General features: G+C 51.2%; 26 protein-coding genes and 1 rRNA gene. 1 reads left to right on the top strand and 26 read right to left on the bottom strand.

What is annotated here, in order from left to right; genetic code table 11:
- Nucleotides 1-50: 50 nt before the first annotated feature.
- The 17 genes from GYMC52_RS00310 to metG form a co-directional block, all read right to left on the bottom strand.
- Nucleotides 51-281 (bottom strand): anti-sigma-F factor Fin family protein, encoded by a 231-nt coding sequence (locus tag GYMC52_RS00310; RefSeq protein ID WP_011229562.1) that lies wholly within the window; start codon nucleotides 279-281, stop codon nucleotides 51-53.
- Nucleotides 282-392: 111 nt separating this feature from the next.
- Nucleotides 393-953 (bottom strand): aminoacyl-tRNA hydrolase, encoded by a 561-nt coding sequence (gene pth, locus GYMC52_RS00305; RefSeq protein ID WP_012820447.1) that lies wholly within the window; start codon nucleotides 951-953, stop codon nucleotides 393-395.
- 60 nt (nucleotides 954-1,013) lie between these two features.
- Nucleotides 1,014-1,646 carry a 50S ribosomal protein L25/general stress protein Ctc gene (locus tag GYMC52_RS00300; RefSeq protein ID WP_012820446.1) on the bottom strand — a complete coding sequence of 211 codons (633 nt, stop codon included), beginning with the start codon at nucleotides 1,644-1,646 and terminating at the stop codon, nucleotides 1,014-1,016.
- 77 nt (nucleotides 1,647-1,723) lie between these two features.
- A complete protein-coding gene (locus tag GYMC52_RS00295; protein WP_012820445.1) occupies nucleotides 1,724-2,671 on the bottom strand; it encodes a ribose-phosphate diphosphokinase in 948 nt (315 codons plus the stop codon).
- A 12-nt stretch (nucleotides 2,672-2,683) separates the two neighbouring features.
- Complete coding sequence (glmU, locus tag GYMC52_RS00290; RefSeq protein WP_012820444.1) at nucleotides 2,684-4,060, bottom strand: bifunctional UDP-N-acetylglucosamine diphosphorylase/glucosamine-1-phosphate N-acetyltransferase GlmU; 1,377 nt, start codon at nucleotides 4,058-4,060, stop codon at nucleotides 2,684-2,686.
- A gap of 132 nt (nucleotides 4,061-4,192) precedes the next feature.
- Complete coding sequence (gene spoVG / locus GYMC52_RS00285; RefSeq protein WP_003247437.1) at nucleotides 4,193-4,483, bottom strand: septation regulator SpoVG; 291 nt, start codon at nucleotides 4,481-4,483, stop codon at nucleotides 4,193-4,195.
- 126 nt (nucleotides 4,484-4,609) lie between these two features.
- Nucleotides 4,610-4,984 (bottom strand): RidA family protein, encoded by a 375-nt coding sequence (locus GYMC52_RS00280; protein WP_011229557.1) that lies wholly within the window; start codon nucleotides 4,982-4,984, stop codon nucleotides 4,610-4,612.
- Nucleotides 4,985-5,027: 43 nt separating this feature from the next.
- Complete coding sequence (gene purR, locus GYMC52_RS00275; RefSeq protein WP_012820443.1) at nucleotides 5,028-5,849, bottom strand: pur operon repressor; 822 nt, start codon at nucleotides 5,847-5,849, stop codon at nucleotides 5,028-5,030.
- Between the two features lie 55 nt (nucleotides 5,850-5,904).
- Nucleotides 5,905-6,777, bottom strand: a complete 873-nt coding sequence (gene ispE / locus GYMC52_RS00270) for a 4-(cytidine 5'-diphospho)-2-C-methyl-D-erythritol kinase (RefSeq protein ID WP_012820442.1) — start codon at nucleotides 6,775-6,777, stop codon at nucleotides 5,905-5,907.
- A gap of 222 nt (nucleotides 6,778-6,999) precedes the next feature.
- Nucleotides 7,000-7,179 (bottom strand): small, acid-soluble spore protein, alpha/beta type, encoded by a 180-nt coding sequence (locus GYMC52_RS00260; protein WP_013143961.1) that lies wholly within the window; start codon nucleotides 7,177-7,179, stop codon nucleotides 7,000-7,002.
- Nucleotides 7,180-7,437: 258 nt separating this feature from the next.
- Nucleotides 7,438-7,695, bottom strand: a complete 258-nt coding sequence (gene veg, locus GYMC52_RS00255; RefSeq protein ID WP_011229553.1) for a biofilm formation stimulator Veg — start codon at nucleotides 7,693-7,695, stop codon at nucleotides 7,438-7,440.
- 183 nt (nucleotides 7,696-7,878) lie between these two features.
- Nucleotides 7,879-8,778, bottom strand: coding sequence for a sporulation peptidase YabG (gene yabG / locus GYMC52_RS00250; protein WP_012820440.1), 900 nt, complete (start codon nucleotides 8,776-8,778; stop codon nucleotides 7,879-7,881).
- A 139-nt stretch (nucleotides 8,779-8,917) separates the two neighbouring features.
- Nucleotides 8,918-9,799 carry a 16S rRNA (adenine(1518)-N(6)/adenine(1519)-N(6))-dimethyltransferase RsmA gene (gene rsmA, locus GYMC52_RS00245; protein WP_012820439.1) on the bottom strand — a complete coding sequence of 294 codons (882 nt, stop codon included), beginning with the start codon at nucleotides 9,797-9,799 and terminating at the stop codon, nucleotides 8,918-8,920.
- The gene (rnmV, locus tag GYMC52_RS00240) at nucleotides 9,792-10,355 is read right to left on the bottom strand and encodes a ribonuclease M5 (RefSeq protein WP_041469197.1); all 564 of its coding nucleotides are present in this window, start codon (nucleotides 10,353-10,355) and stop codon (nucleotides 9,792-9,794) included. Before rnmV ends, rsmA begins: the two co-directional genes overlap by 8 nt.
- Nucleotides 10,356-10,612: 257 nt before the next feature.
- On the bottom strand, nucleotides 10,613-11,818 hold the full coding sequence (locus tag GYMC52_RS00235; RefSeq protein WP_012820437.1) for a G5 and 3D domain-containing protein: 1,206 nt from the start codon (nucleotides 11,816-11,818) through the stop codon (nucleotides 10,613-10,615).
- Between the two features lie 200 nt (nucleotides 11,819-12,018).
- Complete coding sequence (locus GYMC52_RS00230) at nucleotides 12,019-12,789, bottom strand: TatD family hydrolase (RefSeq protein WP_012820436.1); 771 nt, start codon at nucleotides 12,787-12,789, stop codon at nucleotides 12,019-12,021.
- A gap of 136 nt (nucleotides 12,790-12,925) precedes the next feature.
- Nucleotides 12,926-14,878, bottom strand: a complete 1,953-nt coding sequence (gene metG / locus GYMC52_RS00225) for a methionine--tRNA ligase (protein WP_012820435.1) — start codon at nucleotides 14,876-14,878, stop codon at nucleotides 12,926-12,928.
- A gap of 396 nt (nucleotides 14,879-15,274) precedes the next feature.
- Between metG and GYMC52_RS00220 the strand changes: the two genes are divergently transcribed.
- Nucleotides 15,275-15,574 carry an AbrB/MazE/SpoVT family DNA-binding domain-containing protein gene (locus GYMC52_RS00220; protein ID WP_011229546.1) on the top strand — a complete coding sequence of 100 codons (300 nt, stop codon included), beginning with the start codon at nucleotides 15,275-15,277 and terminating at the stop codon, nucleotides 15,572-15,574.
- Between the two features lie 16 nt (nucleotides 15,575-15,590).
- Here the strand turns inward: GYMC52_RS00220 and rsmI are convergent, their stop codons facing one another.
- The 9 genes from rsmI to rrf form a co-directional block, all read right to left on the bottom strand.
- Nucleotides 15,591-16,502 (bottom strand): 16S rRNA (cytidine(1402)-2'-O)-methyltransferase, encoded by a 912-nt coding sequence (gene rsmI, locus GYMC52_RS00215; RefSeq protein WP_012820434.1) that lies wholly within the window; start codon nucleotides 16,500-16,502, stop codon nucleotides 15,591-15,593.
- A gap of 15 nt (nucleotides 16,503-16,517) precedes the next feature.
- On the bottom strand, nucleotides 16,518-17,267 hold the full coding sequence (locus tag GYMC52_RS00210; protein WP_012820433.1) for a tRNA1(Val) (adenine(37)-N6)-methyltransferase: 750 nt from the start codon (nucleotides 17,265-17,267) through the stop codon (nucleotides 16,518-16,520).
- Between the two features lie 60 nt (nucleotides 17,268-17,327).
- Complete coding sequence (yabA, locus tag GYMC52_RS00205; protein ID WP_011229543.1) at nucleotides 17,328-17,690, bottom strand: DNA replication initiation control protein YabA; 363 nt, start codon at nucleotides 17,688-17,690, stop codon at nucleotides 17,328-17,330.
- Nucleotides 17,691-17,705: 15 nt separating this feature from the next.
- Nucleotides 17,706-18,533, bottom strand: a complete 828-nt coding sequence (locus GYMC52_RS00200; RefSeq protein ID WP_012820432.1) for a PSP1 domain-containing protein — start codon at nucleotides 18,531-18,533, stop codon at nucleotides 17,706-17,708.
- Between the two features lie 14 nt (nucleotides 18,534-18,547).
- Nucleotides 18,548-19,540 (bottom strand): DNA polymerase III subunit delta', encoded by a 993-nt coding sequence (gene holB, locus GYMC52_RS00195; RefSeq protein ID WP_012820431.1) that lies wholly within the window; start codon nucleotides 19,538-19,540, stop codon nucleotides 18,548-18,550.
- Between the two features lie 79 nt (nucleotides 19,541-19,619).
- Entirely contained in the window at nucleotides 19,620-20,252 is a 633-nt protein-coding gene (gene tmk / locus GYMC52_RS00190; protein WP_041467722.1) for a dTMP kinase, read from the bottom strand.
- A gap of 26 nt (nucleotides 20,253-20,278) precedes the next feature.
- Complete coding sequence (locus tag GYMC52_RS00185; RefSeq protein ID WP_012820430.1) at nucleotides 20,279-21,712, bottom strand: aminotransferase class I/II-fold pyridoxal phosphate-dependent enzyme; 1,434 nt, start codon at nucleotides 21,710-21,712, stop codon at nucleotides 20,279-20,281.
- Nucleotides 21,713-21,882: 170 nt separating this feature from the next.
- Nucleotides 21,883-22,089 carry a sigma factor G inhibitor Gin gene (locus GYMC52_RS00180; protein ID WP_011229538.1) on the bottom strand — a complete coding sequence of 69 codons (207 nt, stop codon included), beginning with the start codon at nucleotides 22,087-22,089 and terminating at the stop codon, nucleotides 21,883-21,885.
- 152 nt (nucleotides 22,090-22,241) lie between these two features.
- Nucleotides 22,242-22,358: ribosomal RNA gene (gene rrf / locus GYMC52_RS00175) — 5S ribosomal RNA — on the bottom strand.
- Nucleotides 22,359-22,422 lie beyond the last annotated feature (64 nt).

Here is a 22,422-nt window from a genome sequence, read left to right as displayed (position 1 = left end):
TCACTATTCTTTCGCAAACGCAAAAACGCTTTGGTCGCCCAAAGCCGCCCTTAATGGATGAATTTTTCGTATTGATGCCATTCCGGGTTTCGCGCCAACGCCTCTTGACAGTCTTCGCAAATCGTTTTCACATGAATGTCACCGTTCGGTTCATACGAAATCATCTCGAGGCGTTCCTCTTCCGTTAAGTGGTGGAATCCCAGTTTCTCGCTGTATATCGGCATTTGCTCAATCGTTCCGACTTTTGCACCGCAATGGCGGCAATAGTAATGTAGCGCCATTCAAGCCAACCTCCTCACTGGGCACCGGGCTGTTCCGTCCACAAGGCAGGCGAAGCCGACGCTTCGACCGCCTCCCGTACTCACATTGTGCACCAGTTCAGAGGAAAATATTCACTCGTTAAAATCATTCATCACTTGAATAAATGGCGCCTTCACCGCCTGTTCACACGCATCGGCAGCCCGCAGCACCGCTTTGTCCACCGCCGGTTTCTCCTCTTCCGTAAAGCGGCCAAGCACGTAGTCCGTGACCGGCTGACCGCCGGTCGGCCGGCCGATGCCGATGCGGATGCGCTTAAACTGCTCAGTGCCAAGGTGGTGAATGAGCGATTTGACGCCGTTATGGCCGCCAGAACTCCCTTTTAAGCGAAGGCGGATTTTCCCTGGCGGGAGATCAAGGTCATCGTAAATGACGATGACATCATCGATGGCAATGTCGTAGTAATCCATAAGTGGGCGAACACATTCTCCTGATAAATTCATATATGTCAACGGCTTGCATAATGCTACTTTTTCGCCAGAAACGGACGCCGTTCCGAACAAGCCGCGAAATTTAGCGGTTTTTAACGATACATTCCAGCGCTTCGCCAGTTCGTCGATGACGAAAAAGCCGACATTGTGCCTTGTTTGCTCATACTCCTCGCCCGGATTGCCGAGCCCGACAAACAGCTTCAATCCTCGCGCTCCTCTCTTTGCATGATACTACAAAAGACGTAACCGAAACGGTTACGTCTGTCACTCTTCTGGCGTCGTTTCTCTTCCTTCCGCAGCGTCAGGCTGCCCTGCCTCTTGCTGTTCGCCGCTATCGATTTCTTCCTCTTGTTGCGGCGGCAAGATCGTGGCGATCACTTCGGAGGGTTCATGATTGATTTCAAATTTGCCGTCCGTTTGCACGTCGCCAACGGTGACGGTATCACCGACTTGCAGTCCGGAAATGTCCACTTCGATCACTGGAGGAATGTTCGCCGGCAGGACGCGGATGGACAGCTCATGCAAGTTTTGCTGCAACACGCCGCCATCCTTCACGCCAGGCGCCTCGCCCACTAAGCGAACTTCAACGTCAATATCAACTTCTGTCGATAGATCAACCGCTTGAAAATCGGCGTGAAGCAGCTCGCCACGCAACGGATCGCGCTGCATCTCGCGCAGCAACACCGAGTAGTCCTCGCCGCCGACTTTCAGCGTCAGCAAGCTTGTGCGTCCGCCTTCACGAAGCACTTTTTCCAGCTCAGCGGCGCTGACGAAAATCATTTTGTTTTCGACTTTTTTGCCGTACAAAATCGCTGGAATGCCGCCTTGCGAACGAATACGCCGCAATGTCGAACGTTTTTTGTCTGTGCGTTCTTTCGCTTCCAACACAATCGCCATGTTTCTTCACCTTCCTGAATTAGAATCTATTGACTACTTTATCCTAAAACAAGAAGGGCTAAACATGTTTTCTTGCGTTAGTCGAACAGGACGCTGACAGACTTCATTTCATACACGCGCGTAATCGCTTCAGCAATAAGCGGAGCCACCGACAGCTCTACAATTTTATCAATTTTTTTCTCTTCTGGCAAGGCAATTGAATTGGTGACGACCAGTTCCTTAATTTTGGAACTTTGAATGCGCTCGATCGCTGGACCAGACAGCACCGGATGGGTGCAGCACGCGTACACTTCCTTCGCTCCGCTTTCCGCTAGAGCGTTGGCCGCGAGCGTAATCGTGCCGGCCGTATCGATAATGTCATCAATCAAAATGGCCGTTTTCCCCGCCACTTGCCCGACAATGTTCATCACTTCCGCCACGTTCGGCTTCGGCCGGCGCTTATCGATAATGGCAATCGGCGCTTTCAAGCGGTCGGCGAGCTTGCGCGCCCTTGTGACACCCCCATGGTCCGGAGAGACGACGACAATATCTTCCAATTGTTTGCTTTTGAAATAATCCGCCAAAATGGGCACACCCATCAAATGATCGATTGGAATATCGAAAAATCCTTGAATTTGGGGGGCATGCAAATCAAGCGTGATGACGCGCGACGCTCCGGCCGTCTCGAGCAAGTTGGCGACCAGCTTCGCTGTAATCGGTTCGCGCGAACGCGCTTTCCGGTCTTGACGGGCATAGCCGTAATACGGCATCACGATATTGATCGTGCGGGCCGAGGCGCGCTTTAGCGCGTCGATCATGATAAGCAACTCCATCAAATGCTCATTGACCGGCACGCTCGTCGATTGAATGACGAACACATCGTCGCCGCGGATGCTTTCTTCAATGTTGATTTGAATTTCCCCGTCGCTGAAACGGGAAACGGAACATTTGCCGAGCTCGATTCCCATGACTTCTGCAATTTCCTTCGCCAACTTCATGTTCGAGTTCAGAGCGAACAATTTTAATTGATGCTGACAGTCAGACATGATAGACCTCCGCTAAGATTTTTTCTTGCCTGGCAGGCGATCGACATAATTTTCTTTATTGACTTGCCGGGCGCGGGCAATGGCGAGCGCGCGACCGGGGACGTCATTCGTGATCGTCGATCCGGCGGCGACGTAAGCGCCTTGTCCTACCGTAACCGGTGCAATCAAATTGACATTGCAACCGATAAACGCCCCGTCTTCGATTTTGGTCATATGCTTATTCACGCCGTCGTAGTTGACCGTAATCGACCCGCAGCCAAGATTGACATCGGCGCCGACTTCAGCATCGCCGATATAACTCAAATGCGGCGCCTTGCTTCCTTTGCCAAACGTCGATTTTTTCACCTCGACGAAATTGCCGATCCGCACCTCATCGTCGATTTTTGACAGCGGACGAATATGGGCGAACGGGCCGATCGTCACATCCGAACCAATCTCACTGTCATGGGCGACCGAATGGCGAATCGATGTGCGATGGCCGATATAGCAATTTTTAATTTCCGAATTCGGTCCAATGACGCAGTCTTCACCGATCACCGTCTCGCCTTCAATCACCGTGCCGGGGTAAATGACCGTGTCGCGTCCGATCATCGCCTCGGCGGAAATATAAGTGGAAGCCGGATCGATGATCGTGACCCCGTTTTTCATATGCTGACGGCAAATTCGAGCACGCATGATCCGCTCCGCTTCGGCGAGGGCGATGCGGTCGTTTACGCCGATCGTTTCCTCAAACGACGGCGCCTGATAGGCGGATACAACGCCGCCGTCAGCTTTGATAATTTCAATCACATCCGTTAAATAATATTCACCTTGAGCGTTGTGGTTGGTCACTTTTGTAAGCGCTTGAAACAATGTCTGGTTGTCAAAGCAATAGATTCCCGTGTTAATCTCGCGAATGTTCCGCTCTTGCTCGCTCGCATCCTTATGTTCGACAATTTTCTCGACATGGCCAGCCTGGTTGCGGACAATGCGGCCATATCCGGACGGATCATCAGCGATGGCCGTCAATACGGTCGCCTTCGCCTTGGCGGCCATATGATGCTCGACGAGCGTCTCCATCGTCTCAGCGGTGATGAGCGGCGTATCCCCACAGACGACAATCGTCACTCCTTCAAGGCCGCGCAAATGCGGAGCCGCCTGCATGACTGCATGCGCCGTCCCGAGTTGCTCCTCCTGCAGGGCATATTCACACTGGGAGCCGAGCTGTTCTTTCACTTGTTCCGCCCCAAATCCCACTACCGCAATCGTTTTTTCCACCCCGAGCTTCGACACTTGGTCGATGACGTGCTGAACCATTGGCTTGCCGCAAACGGGATGAAGCACTTTATACCACTTTGATTTCATCCTCGTCCCTTGTCCGGCCGCCAAAATGACCGCATATCGCTTCATGTGAAAGGCCTCCAATTACCCTTTTATCCATAATTGAATATATATGAATCAGTGGCACTTTTCAAGGAAACAATGCGGTTGCCAAAAAAATAGAGAGCTTGGTGAATTTCACCTAAGCTCCCTTTCATATGTTTACGAAGCGCCAGCTTCTTCAAGTTCTTCTTCCAACTTCCCGAGGCGGTGATATTCAGCGAGGATCGCCTCCTGGATTTTCCCGCGCGTGGCGGAATTGATCGGATGAGCGATATCACGGAACTCCCCATCTGGTGTGCGCTTGCTCGGCATCGCGACAAACAGCCCATTGTTTCCGTCGATGACGCGGATGTCATGGACGACGAACTCGTTGTCCAACGTAATGGAGGCGATCGCTTTCATCCGTCCTTCGGTATTGACGCGGCGTAATCTTACGTCTGTCACTTCCATTTTGCTCACCACCTTTTCCCCTATATGAGACTCGATGTAATTAATTCCACGTGTTCGAGTCATTTCCTTCTTTTTTTCGAAAAATTTTTTATAAATTTTTATGTAGGGAAAAAGTGGGGCTAATCATTACGGAACGAGGGCAACGACTTCAATTTCGACAAGGACATCTTTCGGCAGCCGGGCTACTTCCACGCATGAGCGCGCCGGCTTATGGTTCGGGAAGTATTGGCTGTACACTTCATTCATCGCCGCAAAATCATCCATATTTTTTAAAAATACGGTCGTTTTCACCACTGTATCGAGCGAAGCTCCAGCCGCTTCCAATACGGCTTTCAAGTTTTGGAACACTTGATGCGTCTGCGCCTGAATGTCGCCTTTCACCAGTTCCCCTTCTGGGGTGAGCGGGATTTGCCCCGAGCTGTAAAACATGTTGTTGACGATGATGCCTTGCGAATACGGGCCGATCGCTTGCGGCGCCTTCGTTGTCTCTACTTTTCTCATGAGCCAGTCTCCTTTCTTGATTTTTATGTCAAGCAGCAAGCTGCTACAAAAACGCTTTGTAATTGCCTTCCTTAACAGAGATCCTCTTTTCTTTTACATCCACCTCGGACAGTTTGACGAGCGAAATGTATTCATCGACCAATCGCTCTTTTGCCTCTTCCGACTCCACGAGCACGCCAATGCCGGAGACATTGCCGTTAAACTCCTGAAGCAAACTGATCATGCCGTTGATTGTACCCCCCGCCTTCATAAAATCATCGACGATGAGCACATTCGCTCCTTCCGCTAAGCTGCGCTTCGATAGGACCATCGTTTGGATGCGTCTGGACGAGCCGGATACGTAATTGATGCTCACCATCGGTCCTTCCGTCACTTTATTGTCATGGCGAACGATGACAACAGGCACATACAAAAAGTTGGCGATGGCATACGCGAATGGAATCCCATTGGTGGCGATCGTCATGACGACATCCACCGGACGGTCGGCAAACATCGACGCATAAAGGCGGCCGATTTTGTTCATAATACGGGGATCGCCAAGAATGTCGGTCATATACAAATATCCACCGGGAAGAAGCCGATCCGGACGCGACAGTTGTTCACACAAATACGCAACCACTTCTTCCGCTTCCTCAGCAGCCATTTTTGGAATGTATTGCACGCCGCCGGCAGCGCCGGGCAGCGTCCGAACGGTTCCGATTCCTTGCTGTTCGAACGTCTGCTTAATGATGGCCAAATCTTCACTGATCGACGATTTGGCCGATTCGTACCGCTCCGCAAACAATGTCAGCGGAATGAGCTGATGTGGCCGTTCAAGAAGGTAATGTGTCATATCCACTAAACGGCCGCTTCGCCTTAGCTTCATAGCCGACCTCCTGAAACCGAATATTATGAATACATTTTAACAAAAATGTACGCCTTTAATCAAGAGAATGGCGTTCCCCCAATAGCCTCACCGCAAATACTTGGTCGCAAAAGCCGCGCAACCCGTTGTACACCCGTTGCATTCTCGAATCATGCTCGATCAGTCCAAACACGGTCGGCCCGCTGCCGCTCATCAGCACCGCATCAGCGCCAAACCGCTTCATTTGTTCCTTAATATGCGCAACTTCTGGATATTTTTTCAACGTCACTTCCTCAAGAACGTTGCCGACCAACCGGCAGATCGCCGCATAATCTTGCCGCTCGATCGCTCTCACCATCGCATCGACATCCGGATGGCTGACACGCTCAAGTTCCAAGTTTCGGTACACTTCCGCCGTCGATACACCAATCGGGGGCTTGGCCAGCACAACCCAGCACGGCGGCGGTGAAGCGATCGGAGTGATGATTTCCCCGCGCCCCGTCGCCAAGGCGGTTCCGCCGTAGACGCAAAAAGCGACATCCGAACCGATTTTCGCCCCAAGCTCTGCCAGTTCATCGAGCGTCAATCCGAGCTGCCAAAGCTTGTTCAACCCGCGCAGCGTCGCCGCCGCATCGCTGCTTCCTCCCGCCAATCCGGCGGCCACCGGAATATGCTTCGTAATCGAAATGGCCACCCCTTGGCGGATCGAAAACGTCTCTTTAAGAAGCTTCGCCGCCTGATACGCCAAGTTGCGGCAATCATCGGGCACAAAGCGGTTTTGCGAAACGATGCGGATCGCATCTTCCTCCGGCAACGCGACAAGCTCAATGCGATCGGCCAAATCGATCGTCGTCATCACCATTTTCACTTCATGGTAACCATCCGGGCGCTTATAAAGAACGTCGAGTGACAAATTGATTTTCGCCGGCGCTTTTATCGACAACCTCACTCATCCTCACCTACTTCCACGCGCAATCATGAATAAGCGGATCGGCATCCATCGGCTGCTTTCCGTCTCCGCCGTCTTTGCCCCGTCTCATCCGCCTTTCTTTCGTCAACCCATTTTATCATATTACCATGTTCTGGCGACGACGCCAAACAATATATGTATGCAAAAAAAGGGCGCCCCGTTCACGGGACACCCTCGCCGCAACACGCCCCGCTGCCGGCGCTATTCCGTTGTTCCGGCCAGCTGCCGCTCCGCCCGTTCAATCGCCAATCTGACCATGTTTCCTGCGTCTTTCGCGCGGATGGCGCCCCACCCCTCACGTTGCACGACATCGTAAAAGCCCAACTCTTTCGCCAGCTCTTCTTTCAAGCGTTGCGACATAATCCCGCGGCGTCGACCCAATGTCAGCAACCCCTTTCCATGTTCATTGGCGCTATGGCATGAAACGTTTGGCAACCCGCCGGCGCATCAACAAGCCGGCTTTGCATTTGGCCGGGCAAAAGGCGGCTGCGGCAGTTTTAGTATGAAATAAAGGGGGCGGTTTTATCATAGTTCCGAAAGAAAACTCCCGCTTCAAGCCAAGCGAAGTGGGAGTAGTTCACGTCACCTATTTATGACAAAACAAAAAACAAAAAGCAAAAAAGCAGCAAACAAATCTGTCTACTGCCCCCCTGCTTGCTCATCATCCCAAAACGTCAACTTTACCGTCTCTGTCAATACGTCGGCATAGCTGAACGATACGCGTTCAAACGAATTCTCTTTTTGATCCAGCTCAATGACAAATACGGATGGATATGTTTCCGCCAAAATACCACAACGCTCAATCATTTTTCTGCGTCCGCCGTTGGCCCGCAGCGTCAACCGTTTCCCGATATTGGAATCCAGCGTTTTTTTAATATCGGATAAAGTCTTTGGCATTCATCATCCACCTCACTATTTGTAATTATAACAAAGATGATGTCTAAAGTCAAAAAAATAAAAATTATATCAGGGCATTTTTATTTCTGTCAATGTATATTTTTCTACAATATCCTTCTTTTTATGTGTGATGTGGAACTTTTTTGTAAAAAAATGCGACGGACGTATAGAAAAAACCGCCCATCAACTGCGGCGGTTTTCCTCTCGATCCTCAATGAGGCGAAACGGCATCCCGGTGCGGAGCACGCCTTTCGTTTCCACCCCGCCAAGCCCCTTTTCCCCGGTTAACGTGTTGCGCAACACATCCCATACGTCGACCGTTTCGGTGAACGGGGTGAAGCTGAGGCGCGAAACGATATAGACGGGGTCCAGAGCATGAATGTTCACCCGCGCTGGTGAACTGGCAAAATTCGCCCCAGCGCGGATGAGCGACTCAAAGTGCGACTGGCAGGCGCCGGCGAAAATGATCAGTTGGTCCAAATGGGGCACTTTTTTGCGCGCCTCTTTCACCGTTTGCACAAAATGGCGCGAATGGCGGTACGCTTTTAACTCATGCACCTTTCCTTTTGACTTCGAATACGAATCATGCCCGGTGATGACTAAAATATCAGGGCGAAACTGCTCGATCCAGTAGCCAACTTTTTCCGGCATTTCGCTTTCCTCGCAGTAAATGCCGTGCACCGGCACGCCGATCCGCTCATACAAATCCATACATTTGCGCAAATATAACGGGTCGCCATCCAAATGGAGGACGCGCCCCGGAATTTGAAAAAAATCTTTCTCCACCCGGTATCCGCCGGTCGCCCGATATTCGACTTTTTGCTTGATCGCCTGATAATCTTGGCGAAAAAGCCGATACGATTGTTCAATCAGCTCGATTTCCCGCTTTTTCCGTTCCTGTTGCTCCTGCTCATCGATGACGACTAAATCGCTGCACGGAGCGTCCGCGACGAGGCGCACATCTTCACCATACAAAATCGCTTCCCACTCGCCGTTTTTTTCTTTAATATCAATCACTCGGAACAATAAATCACATTGGTAAGACTTGCGGGCGACAATATCGCCGATTTTAATGACGTCCATCACCGCTCACTCCATTGCATAATCGTTGTCATCCATACGATATGCACGTGCGGACAATAGGTGATAGACGCCTGTTTGGACGGCTTTGGTTGACGAAAAGACCGCTGCCCCCCAGAGAAGCGCTTTCTTTACGACTCCTTCATTTGCCGAAAAGCGGTGCCAACGCGTTGCTTAATGAAGCAAACTCAGCGATGTCAAGCGTCTCTCCGCGGCGGCGCGGGTCAATGCCCAAAGCAACGAGCACTCGTTCAATTTGCTCTTTGTTCTCTTTTCCTCCCGGCAAATTGTTTGTTAAGTTGTTGAACAGCGTTTTGCGGCGCTGGGCGAAGCTTGCCCGCACCACTTGGAAAAACACGCCCTCATCGTCGACAACAACAGGCGGATGCTGCCGCTTTACGAGCCGGATGACAGCAGAATCAACGTTCGGCTGCGGCATAAAGACGGTGCGCGGCACCGTCATGATGACTTCCGCTTCGGTATAATACTGCACAGCGATCGTCAGCGAGCCGTAATCTTTCGTCCCTGGCTTAGCGGCAAGACGGTCGGCGACTTCTTTTTGCAGCATGACGACCATGCCGCGGATCGGCAACCGATCGGTAAGCAGCTTCATAATGATCGGTGTCGTCACATAATAAGGTAAGTTGGCGACGACCATCCGGTCGCTTACATCAGCCAATTCCTCGGCGATGACGGCATGCAAGTCGGCCTTTAATACATCTTGGTGAAAGATGCGCACATTGTCATAAGGAGACAGCGTGTCGGCCAAAATGGGCAACAGTCGGCCGTCGATTTCGAAAGCGACGACTTTTTTCGCCCGCCGCGCCAATTGTTCCGTCAACGCTCCGATGCCCGGTCCGATTTCAATCGCTCCTGTATCAGGGGAGATGTCGGCAACATCCACGATTTTCCGCAAAATGTTCGCATCGATCAAAAAGTTTTGCCCAAGGCTCTTTTTAAACGAAAAGCCATATCGCTCCAAAATTTCTTTCGTCCGCCCCGGTGTTGCAATATCTTTATACATCGTCCGCCTCCTCCTGCATCACGTGCGCTAACGCGGCATAAAAAGCATCACGGGAAATGCGGAACACTTGCAGCCGCTTATGAAACTGCCGACCGTTCGCATAGCCGATTTTCAGCTCCTCGCCAAGACGCTGCCGCCGCCGGCGCGCCATCGCGCCGCCGATCAACCCAGCCTCGATCAGTTCAGCAAACGTAATTTCTTCCTTCCAATCCGACGCCTCTTCATACACGTTGGCGAGCGCCCGACGGATTTCGTCAGGGGACGCGTGCTCAACCCCGATTCCCTTGCCGTTTTTCGCTTTGGCCGCCTCGCGCGGCAAAAAGGCATGCTTGCACCCCGGCACCTGTTCGGCAATCGTGCGGCGAATTTTTTCGCCGGGAAAATCGGGATCGGTAAAAATGATCACGCCGCGGCGCTCTTTCGCCAGCTTGATCCGCTCAATGACATCCACGCCCACTGCTGCTCCGTTTGTCTCGATTGTATCGGCATCGACGGCGCGCCGGATCGCCGCCGTATCATCTTTTCCTTCCACAACGATCACTTCTTTGATCTTCATCCTCCCATTGCAGAAACAACGGAATCGTCTCTTTTTCCTATTTCTGCAATGCCTCCTTTCCGGTAAAATCAAAAGTAAGGCGAATCATCGCCGAAAGCCGCTTCATTCCCTTATTATTTTTTGAATTTCGCTGAAACTTTTTTTCCGTTTGCATCGTCTAATTTAGCAGAAACGGCGCGCATTGTCGCGGCACAATGCCATTATAGCGAAAAAAAGCAGAGGGAAAAAACCCTCCGCTTCGTTCTCCCATCGCATCTCTATGGCAATACCCGTATTTTCACGCGCTTTCTGCCCCAACGAAACGCATCCGACCGTTCCGGGAAAAACACATCAATTTTATATCCGCGGATGCCTGAACCGGTGTCAGCGGCAATGGCATATCCGTATCCTTCCACATACACTTTCGACCCAAGGGGGATGATGGACGGGTCGACCGCAATCACTTTAGCGGAAGGATTTTTGCGCAAGTTGATGCCCGTGCTTGTTATGCCTGAACAGCCTGCACAATAGGCAGTGTAGGCGGTGGCGGTGACGTAAAATTCCTTCGCGGCATGGTCCGAGCCGCGCGAGGACGGGCGGTCGGGCGCGGCAGCTGAGCGCACCGTTTTCATGCCGATGGCGACAATGCGCGCCTTGCTTTCTTTTAGCGTTTTCGCAGCGATTAGTTTGCGCACCGTTTCTTTGCCGTTTTCCAATGTCACCTCATACGTTTTTTGAACCATCCCTTTTTCTCCAGGCTGAATGACGCGCCGCTCTCCTTTCGGCAATGAGTCATCCCGTTTTGTCACCACGGCAAAGTCGACGGGTTCTTCCACTACATCGGTGACTTTTTTTACTCGGATCACGCGAATGGTCATCTGTTCTTTGACCGTTTCATGCAAGGAGGGCTCTATCCGATCGAATTGACCTAGCTGAATCCCTTGCTGCTTCAAAAAGTCAGCGACCGTAGTCGAAGTTGTCCATACCTGCTGTTGTTTACCGCCGACATTGACGTGGACTGGAAACGCCTTTTCAACGCCGATGTCCATGCCTTTTTGAATTTTCGCCGAAAGCGCCGGCGCCACTTTGTCATACGCCCCGACCGCCACGTGCTGCGAACGGAGCAGCTCCGCGACCGTATCGGCTGTCGTCCATATCTTTTTCTTTTTTCCATTGACTGTCAGCGTCACTTCTTTGCTTGCTTCCCAAACAATATGGAGATCGTCGGTGATCGGCGAATGCAAGGACGGATAAACATAATCTTCTTTGCGCGGCTGAATGTTTTGCTCCGCAAGCAGCTCTTTCACCGTTTTCGCATGAGTGCGAATTTCTTGTTTGTTTCCGTTTTTGATCAGCGTCACATCGTCTTTGGCCATCTCATATCCAGCAACCCCTGTCGTCGCGGAGATGGCGAGAAACCCGCCCGCTGTGACGGTCACGTTTTTCCTCCATAAGTCCAGCCATTTCCTCCCATTCGGCAACATCAGATGAACGCCTCCTTTTTCTACGGAATTCCCCTCTCCCTTTAACATGTACGCACGAGCATACTCTATTATGCAGAAAATTCAGTGAAAAAGGAAGGAAGACTTGTCGACACGCGGTTGGCTCATATCGGCTGAATTTGTAGAATTTTATCGTCTTCGCCGCACCTTCGACAAGCTTCCCCGCTGTTCGACGCCTAATTTTAGCGGTCGATGGCGAACAATTTTTTGGCATTTTCCGCCGTTGTTTCCGCTACTTCGGCAAAAGAAATGTTTTTGATCTGTGCGATCGCTTCGGCAACGTATTTGACATAGCTCGGCTCGTTTCGTTTGCCGCGGAAAGGGTGAGGCGTTAAATATGGACAGTCGGTTTCGATCAATAAATGGCTGAGCGGAATCTCCTTCGCCACTTCCTTCGGTTTTTTCGCATTTTTAAACGTGACCGGTCCGCCAAGGGAAATGAGAAAATTCATGTCCATGCACTGTTTGGCCACCTCGACGCTGCCGCTGAAACAATGCATAATCCCGCCGACTTCGGCGGCGTTTTCCTCTTGCAAAATTTTTAAAATATCCGCCGTCGCCTCACGGTTATGAATAATGATCGGCAACTTCACCTTTTTAGCCAGCCGGATTTGCTGCCGGAACACCTCTTGTTGCACGTCTTTCGGCGATTTATCCCAATGGTAGTCAAGCCCCATCTCGCCGAGCGCCACGACTTTCGGGTGGGCGGCGAGATGTTCAATCATCTGCAAATCATCGTCCGTCATCTCGATCGCATCAACCGGATGCCAGCCAACCGCCGCATAAATAAACGGATACCGCTCGGCCAGCTCGATCGCCCGATCGATCGTCGGACGGTCAAACCCGACGACGACAATGTGTGAAACCCCTTCATCGCGGGCGCGTTCAATGACTTGTTCCAAATCTTCTTCGTATTGGACTGCATTCAAATGTGCGTGCGTATCAAACAGCATACTAATGCCCTCTTTTCCACCTTGATGTTAAGTGTAGCATAGAAATTGGTTACATACGTCACATTTCGTTAACATTTCCATTACAAAATAGCAACAAGGAGGTGTCAAGCTCAACACCCCCCTGCCAAGCAAACCGTTATTTGATTTTCGTTCCATTCGGCACGTGTTGATCAACCGTCGCCAGCGAAAATTCTCCGCCGCTGCCTCCGGCTAGAATCATGCCTTCCGACCATTCGCCGCGAAGCTTGGCTGGTTTTAAATTGGCGACGCAAATGACTTTTTTGCCGACGAGTTCTTCTGGTTTGTAAAACTCAGCAATGCCGGAGATCACTTGCCGCTTCTCGCCGCCAAGGTCAAGCTGAAGCTTCAACAGCTTATCGGCGTTTTTCATCCGTTCGGCATGGATGACTTCAGCGACGCGCAAATCGACTTTGGCGAACTCGTCAATCGAAATTTCCGCCGCCTCCGCTGCTTTTTTTTCCTCTTTTACCGGTTCGGCGGCCGGTTTTCCCCCTTGCATATGCGCCTTAATGTACTCCACTTCCGCTTCGATGTCGAGGCGCGGGAAGAGCGGTTCTCCCTTTTGCACTTTTGTCCCTTCCGGAATGAGGCCGAAATCGTACAAGCTGTCCCATTCTTTTAATGAATGATCGGTGATGCCGAGCTGAGCGAACATGCGCTCCGGCGTGCGCGTCAAAAACGGCTGGAGCAGCACCGCCGTATGGCGGAGCGATTCAGCCAAGTGGGTCATGACGGCGGCAAGCTCATCCCGTTTCTGTTCGTCTTTCGCCAATACCCATGGCTGCGTTTCATCGATGTATTTGTTCGTCCGGCTAATCAACTGCCAAACAGCGGCGAGCGCGACGGAAAACTCCATTCCCTCCATCGCTTCTTCATATTGACGCACCACTTCGCGCGCCGTTTGCACCAACTCTTGGTCAAACGTTGTTTTCGGCCCGCGGTATGGCGGAATAACGCCGTCGAAATATCTCTCGATCATCGCCACGGTACGGTGCAACAAGTTGCCTAAGTCGTTGGCCAAGTCATAGTTGATGCGCTCAATAAATCCTTCCGGCGTAAACACGCCATCAGCGCCGAACGGCACTTCCCGCAGCAAATAATAGCGGAGCGCATCAAGCCCATACCGGTCGATGAGCGTCACTGGGTCGACGACATTGCCTTTCGATTTGGACATTTTTCCATCCTTCATCAGCAACCAGCCATGGCCGAATACTTTTTTCGGCAACGGCAAGCCGAGCGCCATCAACATAATCGGCCAATAAATCGTATGGAAACGGACGATTTCTTTGCCGACCAAATGGACGTCCGCCGGCCAATATTTGCGGAACTTTTCATCGTTGTCCGTGCCGTAGCCGAGCGCTGTGATATAGTTGGCAAGCGCGTCGATCCAGACATAGATGACATGCTTCGGATTGCCTGGCACTTTAATGCCCCAATCGAACGTCGTCCGGGACACAGCCAAATCCTCAAGCCCCGGCTTAATGAAGTTGTTGATCATCTCATTTTTCCGCGATTCCGGTTGGATAAAATCGGGATTTTCTTCGTAATATTGCAACAAGCGGTCGACATATTTGCTCATCCGGAAGAAATAGGACTCTTCTTTCACTTTCTCAACAGGCCGGCCGCAGTCCGGACAGTTGCCGTCCACAAGCTGCCGCTCAGTGTAAAACGATTCGCACGGCGTACAATACCAGCCTTCATATTCGCCCAAATAAATATCGCCTTGTTCGACAAGACGGGTGAAAATTTGTTCGACGACTTTTTTATGCCGCTCCTGCGTTGTGCGAATAAAATCGTCGTAGGAAATGTCGAGCTTCTTCCATAGCTCCTGAATGCCAGCGACGATCTCATCGACGTATTGCTGCGGCGTTACTCCTTTTTCTTCCGCCTTGCGCTGAATTTTTTGCCCATGCTCATCGGTGCCGGTCAAATACATGACATCGTAGCCGCGCATCCGTTTATAGCGAGCCATGGCGTCCCCCGCCACCGTTGTGTAAGCATGACCGATATGCAGGCGGTCGCTCGGGTAATAAATCGGCGTCGTCAAATAAAACGTTTTTTTCTCCATCGGTTAGGCCCTCCCTCGTACTGTTGAGCACAAAAGCCCCCGTCCGGCGACGAGAGCGGCGTTACTTCTATTTTACATAATTTTTTCATTCTACAAAAACATCTATTTCTCGTGGGCTGAAAAAATATACCCAAACCGGCAAAAATACGGCCGCGTTTTCAACCATCGCTGCGAATTTGTTATACAAGGATAGAGTTTAGATGGGCAAATTCATTCGTTTTCTCCTTTCTTTCTAAACAAACTTTTTTTTGAAATAACAATATACATTTTTTTTAAATTTTACATATTAAAGGATTGACGCTTAATGGAAACACTGATATGATTAGGTTGTAGGAAATTTGTCGAATATTGACGAATAAACGACAAAAAACTTTTTTGCGGAGAGGAGAATCGACGATGAAATCGACAGGGATCGTGCGTAAAGTCGATGAGTTAGGCCGCGTCGTCATTCCAATTGAGCTGCGACGTACGTTGGATATTAACGAAAAAGATGCGTTGGAAATTTATGTTGACGATGACCGCATCATTTTGAAAAAGTATAAGCCGAACATGACGTGTGTCGTCACCGGCGAAGTGTCGGACGACAACTTCAAACTGGCCGGCGGCAAAATCATTTTAAGCCGCGAAGGCGCGGAAATTTTGCTGCAGGAGATCCAACAGCATCTAGAAGCAGCAACAGACAAAGAAAAAGAATAAAAAAGTTTCTCTGGCTTCAGAGAAACTCTTTTTTTTCTTCTTCTTGCTGTTGATGATACTGCCGATAAACGTCGCGTTTCGACATATTTCGATCACTGGCCGCCTGTTTCACCGCCTCCTTGACGGAAAGGCTGTGCTCGCGAATATAATAATCGACATGTTCGACAAGCGAAAGCGGCTGCCACCATTCCTCTCCCTCTTGCTCTTGTTTATTCCCGTCTCGCGCCCCTTCGACAATGAGGCAAAATTCGCCGCGGATGTCATGTTCTTCCGCCCAGGCGACCGCATCGCTTAAATCGCCGCGGATGAACTCCTCAAACCGTTTCGTCAACTCGCGGCCAAGAGCGATGCGCCGATTGCCGAATATATCATACATAAGAGCGAGCGTTTCTTTCAAGCGGTGGGGCGCCTCATAAAAAATTAACGTCTCCGCCGCTGTTTTTAATGACAGCAGCTGCTCTTTTTTCTCTTTTTTCGCCCGTTTCAAAAAGCCGACAAACAAAAAGCGGTCCGTGGGCAGCCCGGAGGCGACAAGCGCTGTCAATGCCGCGTTCGCTCCAGGAAGAGGGACGACGCGGCAGCGCTCGGCAAGCGCCGCAGCAATAAGCTCATAGCCCGGATCGGAAATGCCGGGCATCCCGGCGTCGCTCACCAATGCCACCGTTTTTCCTTCCTTCAGCCATTCGACAAGCTGCCGGCCGCTCGCGTATTTATTATGCTCATGGTAGCTGACGAGCGGCGTATGAATGCCGAAATGAGCGAGCAGCTTTTTCGTCTGCCTTGTGTCCTCGGCGGCGATGACATCAGCTTCCTGAAGCGTCCTAACCGCACGAAACGTCATATCCTCCAAATTGCCGATCGGCGTCGGCACGATGTACAGCGTCCCTTGCTCCGTTTGTTCGGTAAAACTTTTTTGCTGCCAAAGCATCCTTGTTCCGCCCCTTTAAGATGAAATAATGCCATATAAGATCCGCTTCGTCTCCTCGGTATATTCGTTATTCTCATCATACACGACAAGCGGAGGCAACACTTTTAAGTCCGGGCTTGCATCTTTTGTCCCTTCAATTAAAATCATGTTCGCCTCTTTGCCCTCTTTCGGGTACACAAAGCGGAGCCGTTTCGGCTCAAGACGGTATTGGCGCATGAGCGTCACAAGGTCAAGCAGCCGCCCGGGACGGTGGACGAACGCCGCCTTCCCTCCTTGCTTCAACAGCTGGCTGCTGACTCGAATCACATCCTCTAGGGTGCAATAAATTTCATGGCGGGCGATGGCGATATGTTCATTTTTGCTCAGTTCGTCTTTGCCGACTGCCGGAAAATACGGGGGGTTGCACGTGACGACATCGTACCGGCTGTAACCGATCCGTTGCGGCGCTTCTTTAATGTCGCCGTGTATGATCTCGATTTGTCCTTCAAGCCCGTTGTATTGCACGCTTCGCCTCGCCATGTCGCAAAGCCGTTCTTGAATTTCGATGCCGATGATCGTCCCTTTTGTTCGCCGGCTCAACAAGAGGGGAATCACCCCGTTGCCCGTGCACAAATCAACAATCTGCCCCTTTTGAATCGGCATATAGGCAAAATGAGCAAGGAGCACGGCATCAAGGGAAAACGAAAATACAGATGGACTTTGAATGATGCGGAGCTCTTCGTTAAACAAATAATCGAGCCGTTCATCCTCGTACAATTCCACCATGACGCACGATCCTCCATTGAAAAAAATAACCTTTCCGAAACGGAAAGGGTGGCGCTGCCTTTAGTTTTTGTTCAAAAACGACAAGCAAAACAAACAATCGCCCTCGGTGCGAATGCTTCCGTAATGGATGTGACAAATATGAAACCCTTCTTGGTAAAGGCGGGCTAAATTATCATACCCTTCGCCAATGTCGATGAGTTTTTTGCCATGTTTGTCCCCTTTTCGTTTGCCTTCTTCCCATGCTTCTGACAATTGTTCAAGCCGACGGCGCAAATGAGCATTTTCGATTTGCAGCTGGTGATTCTCTTCTAACAGCTCCGTTACGCGCTGTTTCAGCTGTACCAGCTCGCGGTAAAAATAACTAAGTTGCTCTTCCATATTGGCCACTGATCGAAACACTTCTTTTTTATCTACTTTTTCCACTGGCCCCACCCCAAATTAATCTGCGACGCGAATGGACAACGTCCCGTTTTTCATCAGCTCATCGAGTGTATATTCGACGACCCGTCCGAATTCTGGAAGCTCGATTTGCAGCACCCGCTCTAAAATGTTCAAGCCGACGACTTTGCCGAAGCCGTGCGGTGTTTCGACATATTCCCCTAAATCCGGGAGTTGTTCTTTCGCCGTCTCATACTCTTCGTTTTCATATTTCAGGCAACACATCAGCCGGCCGCACAACCCGGAAATTTTCGTTGGATTGAGCGACAAGTTTTGATCTTTCGCCATTTTGATCGACACCGGTTCAAAATCGCCTAAAAACGTCGAACAACAAAGCATGCGGCCGCACGGCCCGATGCCGCCAAGCATTTTCGCCTCATCGCGCACCCCGATTTGCCGCAGCTCGATGCGCGTGCGGAAAATCGACGCTAAGTCCTTCACAAGCTCGCGGAAATCGACGCGCCCATCGGCAGTGAAATAAAAGATCACTTTATTGCGGTCAAACGTATATTCCACATCGACGAGCTTCATTTCCAGCCCGTGCTCCTCCACTTTGCGCAAGCAAATGTCATACGCCTCGCGCGCCGCCTTTTTGTTTTCTTCTACAATCCATTTATCTTTCTCATTCGCCACGCGGATCACTTTTTTGAGCGGCAGCACGATGTCGTTTTCGTCGACTTGTTTATTGGCGATGACGACTTTTCCATACTCAATGCCTCGGACCGTCTCGACAATGACGAATTCGCCGACGGGAATAACGGCATCGCCAGGGTCAAAATAATAAATTTTCCCTGCTTTTTTAAAACGGACGCCGACTACCGTATACAACGGCTCTCCCTCCTTTACCGCTTTAATTGAAGAACGAGCTGCTCAACAAGCAACGCCGTGCTCATATTTGTTGTATTTAAACGCGTTTTCGCTTGTAAAATCGCTTCCATGCCAGCCAAAATCCGCCGCTGCGGGCAAGCAAGCGCCCATCGTTGCAGGCGGTCCAGCTGATCGCGGTATAACACGCCGTCCATCTGCCCGGCTTGAATATGCAACAAATCGCGGTATAAATATAAAAGCAAATCAAGTCCAAGGTCAAGCTGATGGCTTTCCAAAAAATGCGGAAACAAGCGGTCGTGGATGAAAAACAAAAGCTGCAGCTCCGGCTTGCCCAGCATCTCATACCATTGTAGCACTAATGTTCGCGCCTCGGCAAACCAACTATCTTTGGCAAGCGCCAGTGCTTCCTCGAAGCTGTTTGTCAAATGGGCAGCCAACAGCGCCAACGGCAACGGCACGTGCTCCTCGACAAGTCCCTGGGCGAGCTCTGCCGGCGGCAACGGCCGGAACGAAAGCACTTGACAGCGGGAAACGATCGTCCCTAGCAGGCGGTGGTATTGCTCAGTCAGCAATACCGCCACCGTCCCCGGATGCGGCTCTTCCAAAAATTTCAGAAGGCTGTTGGCAGCGCTTGTCGTCATTTGATCGGCGTGCTCAACGATGTACATTTTTTTATCCGACTCGACCGCTGTTTTCGAGAACTCTTGCTGCAGCCATTCGATTTGTTCCTTTTTGATTGATCCTCCATCTGGGCCGATCACCCGGACGTCAGGGTGGTTGCCGGAGTCGATGCGCCGGCAGTTGCGGCACTCTAGACACGGGGAAACTCCGATTGGGGACAGACAAAACAAACGTTTCGCCAACAACAAACTGGCCGCTTTTTTGCCCGTCCCCCGCTGCCCCTCAAACAAGTACGCATGAGAAATCCGCCCTTTTTCCAAGCCGCTTTGCAGCATTTTCGCCACCACCGGCTGGCGTTTCGCTAGCTGTTCCCATCGCATCGCCATCACTCTTCCTTGATTTCTTATTTCTATTCTATCATGTCCGCTAGGAATCATCACGGTCGGATTCATGGAAATGGCGCTGTCATCTTCCTTTCAAACGGGAAAGCACCGCGGCTGTTGTTTCGGCGAATACATCATCAAGCGGGCGGTTCGCGTCGATGACGACAATGCGGTCGGCAAACCGTCTAGCGAGTTCCCGATACCCTTCTCGCACCTTCTCATGAAAAGACAACGTTTCAAGGTCAAGCCGATTCACTTCCCGGCCGCGGTTTCGTCGGATTCGTTCAAGCCCAATTTGCGGATCGATATCAAAATAAATCGTCAGCGACGGCATATACCCATCAATAGCGAACTCATTAATTTTCCATACTTCCTCAATGCCAAGCCCGCGGGCAAATCCCTGGTAGGCGAGGGAACTGTCAACAAACCGGTCGCAAAGGACGACGCACCCAGCCTCAAGCGCCGGCACGATTTTCTCAAGCAAATGCTGCCGGCGCGCCGCCGCATATAAAAGCGCCTCCGTCCGCCCGTCCATTTCCGTATAGTCACGGTTTAAAATGATTGAGCGAATCGCCTCGGCAATGCGCACCCCGCCCGGTTCCCTCGTCGCCACGACGTCAATCCCCCGCTCACGCAACAACGACTCCAATTTGCTGATCATCGTCGTTTTGCCGGCTCCTTCCGGCCCTTCAAACGAAAAAAAGCATCCGTTCATCACTCGCGGCATCCTTTCCATCCTTCCTATTCGTATACAACCAGCTGACCATCTTTCAGCCGGCTTCCGCCTTGTATGTGCGCCCGCTGACAAAGAAGCTGGCGGATCTGTTCAATATGGCCGCGGCCGATCCGTTCTCCGACCCACACGAGCGGCACCCCAGGCGGATATGGAATGACCGTTTCCGCTGCTATATGTCCTTCAGCTTCCTCGAGCGCCACAGCTTTTGTCCGCAAATGGCGCAGCTCATTATACGGGACTAAAACCGATAGCGGCGGTCCGAGAAAAGGCGAAGCGTTACACACCGGCGCCTCGCCATCTGGCAAATCGCGCCACGCTCGTTTGATTTTCTCCGCTGCTTCCTGAAGCCGCCCGGTTACCGCCAGCGGACAAACGAAAAGCACGTTCATTCGATCAGCAAGCTCGACAAACACCCCTTCGCGCTCAAGCCAACGTTGCAGTTCATACCCGGTCAAGGAACAGCGCGTCTGCACCGTTACTTTCAGCGGGTCGGTCTGTACGCCAAAATGACGGGAACAAACGACTGCCACCCCATCAATATCGGCCAAGGCTGCTTTAAACTTCTCAATTTCTGCCACGATCGCCGCCGCATCGCTTTTTGAAAGCTGGGCGACATAACTCCGCGCCAAATCGAGCGACGCCATAATCGGGTAAGACGGGCTGCTTGACTGAAACAACTGCAAAAAATATTTCAACCGCTCAAGATCAACCCGCTCGCTGTTTACATGCAAAAACGCTCCCATCGTCATCGCCGGCAACGTTTTATGCGCCGACTGCACGACGACATCGGCGCCATAGCGAAGCGCCGATGTCGGAAAAGGGGGGCCGACAACGAAATGGGCGCCATGCGCCTCATCAACCAGCACCGGAATGCCATGTTCATGAACTAGACGGACGATTTCTGTCAAATCGGCGGCCATTCCATAATAATTTGGGTTCGTCAATACAACCGCAGCAACATCATCATGAAGCGCCAACGCCTCTTTGACCGCTTCAGGACGAATGTGCGAAGCGACACACACATCACGATCAAACTCGGGAGCAAGTAGAACAGGAGTGGCTTCCATGAGTTGCAATGCATGCATCACCGATTTATGGCAATTGCGTTGTACAATCACTTTCTTCCTCTTTCCATCACACACGGCGGCGATCATTGCCAAATTCCCTGCCGTCGAACCGTTCACAAGGAAAAACGTCTCCCTAACGCCATACAGCTCCGCCGCCAGCGCCTGCGCCTCGGCAATCACCGACTCAGGATGATGCAAGTCATCCAAGCCGGAAATTTCCGTCGCATCCAACGCCAACAGCGGCGCAAACATATCTCTCCCTCGTTTCGAAAACAAAGCGCCGTATTTATGTCCCGGCACGTGAAACGAAACCGGGCGGCGCGCCCAATGGTGCACGAGAGCGTCATATAAAGGAGTTTTCGTTTGATCCATCATCATCCTCTTTCCTTGCTGTCTGTCCCAGAACGGCCATCATCCGGGCAGACTGCCGAAATGCATGGGATATGCAGGAGAAACATCAAACATATAGTATCACAAACGCCCGAAAAAACGCACGAGTCGCGTCAATCGCAAATAAAAACAGGCCCAAATGCAGGCCCTGATTACGAGTGAATTTTCGATGTAAACATTTTGCGCAGCTGCCGCACATAAAACGAGTAGTTCGGGTCGTCCGTATTCGTTTGCACAATCGCCCGGTTGCAGTCCAAACAAAGAAAATGGCCAAAAAGGAAAATCCCTTCCTTTTTTTCCTGTTCACAAACGATGCATACATGTTCGCGTTGATTCCGGTCTGCTATTGATGTCCTCACGCTCTCCACCTCCCATCCTCTATGTTTCCCACATTGCTAACATTCTATACTAGTAGATGAAAGGAAGAGAGACATTGAGCGGGTCCTTATCGTTTTTTCCTCAAAAAACGAAAGCAGCCAATTGCACCAATGCAACTGGCTGCTCGTTTATTGCCTAGCAGCGACCTACTCTTGCAGGGGCGCTGGCCCCAACTACCATCGGCGCTGGAGGGCTTAACTTCCGTGTTCGGGATGGGAACGGGTGTTTCCCCTCCGCCATAGCCACTAGGCAATAGTTATCATCTTGGACAGTAATTATTATATCCATCCTGTTGGATTTGTCAACAGGATGTT

Origin of the sequence: Geobacillus sp. Y412MC52, from assembly GCF_000174795.2 — a bacterium.
Lineage (GTDB): Bacteria > Bacillota > Bacilli > Bacillales > Anoxybacillaceae > Geobacillus > Geobacillus thermoleovorans.
This window is presented reverse-complemented; position numbering and strand designations above follow the sequence as displayed.

Excerpts from the sequence above, each read along its gene's own strand:
- rnmV (WP_041469197.1), bottom strand. The coding sequence starts at position 10,355 with ATGAAGATCAAAGAAGTGATCGTTGTGGAAGGAAAAGATGATACGGCG.
- rsmI (WP_012820434.1), bottom strand. The coding sequence starts at position 16,502 with ATGCTTTGGCAGCAAAAAAGTTTTACCGAACAAACGGAGCAAGGGACG.
- purR (WP_012820443.1), bottom strand. The coding sequence starts at position 5,849 with ATGAAGCTAAGGCGAAGCGGCCGTTTAGTGGATATGACACATTACCTT.
- GYMC52_RS00280 (WP_011229557.1), bottom strand. The coding sequence starts at position 4,984 with ATGAGAAAAGTAGAGACAACGAAGGCGCCGCAAGCGATCGGCCCGTAT.
- GYMC52_RS00210 (WP_012820433.1), bottom strand. The coding sequence starts at position 17,267 with ATGGTGGAATTGTACGAGGATGAACGGCTCGATTATTTGTTTAACGAA.
- veg (WP_011229553.1), bottom strand. The coding sequence starts at position 7,695 with ATGCCAAAGACTTTATCCGATATTAAAAAAACGCTGGATTCCAATATC.
- tmk (WP_041467722.1), bottom strand. The coding sequence starts at position 20,252 with ATGAACGGATGCTTTTTTTCGTTTGAAGGGCCGGAAGGAGCCGGCAAA.
- GYMC52_RS00300 (WP_012820446.1), bottom strand. The coding sequence starts at position 1,646 with ATGGCGATTGTGTTGGAAGCGAAAGAACGCACAGACAAAAAACGTTCG.
- GYMC52_RS00235 (WP_012820437.1), bottom strand. The coding sequence starts at position 11,818 with ATGTTGCCGAATGGGAGGAAATGGCTGGACTTATGGAGGAAAAACGTG.
- metG (WP_012820435.1), bottom strand. The coding sequence starts at position 14,878 with ATGGAGAAAAAAACGTTTTATTTGACGACGCCGATTTATTACCCGAGC.
- holB (WP_012820431.1), bottom strand. The coding sequence starts at position 19,540 with ATGGCGATGCGATGGGAACAGCTAGCGAAACGCCAGCCGGTGGTGGCG.
- yabG (WP_012820440.1), bottom strand. The coding sequence starts at position 8,778 with ATGGACGTCATTAAAATCGGCGATATTGTCGCCCGCAAGTCTTACCAA.
- GYMC52_RS00310 (WP_011229562.1), bottom strand. The coding sequence starts at position 281 with ATGGCGCTACATTACTATTGCCGCCATTGCGGTGCAAAAGTCGGAACG.
- GYMC52_RS00230 (WP_012820436.1), bottom strand. The coding sequence starts at position 12,789 with ATGCTGTTTGATACGCACGCACATTTGAATGCAGTCCAATACGAAGAA.
- rsmA (WP_012820439.1), bottom strand. The coding sequence starts at position 9,799 with ATGTATAAAGATATTGCAACACCGGGGCGGACGAAAGAAATTTTGGAG.
- spoVG (WP_003247437.1), bottom strand. The coding sequence starts at position 4,483 with ATGGAAGTGACAGACGTAAGATTACGCCGCGTCAATACCGAAGGACGG.
- GYMC52_RS00185 (WP_012820430.1), bottom strand. The coding sequence starts at position 21,712 with ATGGATCAAACGAAAACTCCTTTATATGACGCTCTCGTGCACCATTGG.
- glmU (WP_012820444.1), bottom strand. The coding sequence starts at position 4,060 with ATGAAGCGATATGCGGTCATTTTGGCGGCCGGACAAGGGACGAGGATG.
- GYMC52_RS00220 (WP_011229546.1), top strand. The coding sequence starts at position 15,275 with ATGAAATCGACAGGGATCGTGCGTAAAGTCGATGAGTTAGGCCGCGTC.
- GYMC52_RS00295 (WP_012820445.1), bottom strand. The coding sequence starts at position 2,671 with ATGTCTGACTGTCAGCATCAATTAAAATTGTTCGCTCTGAACTCGAAC.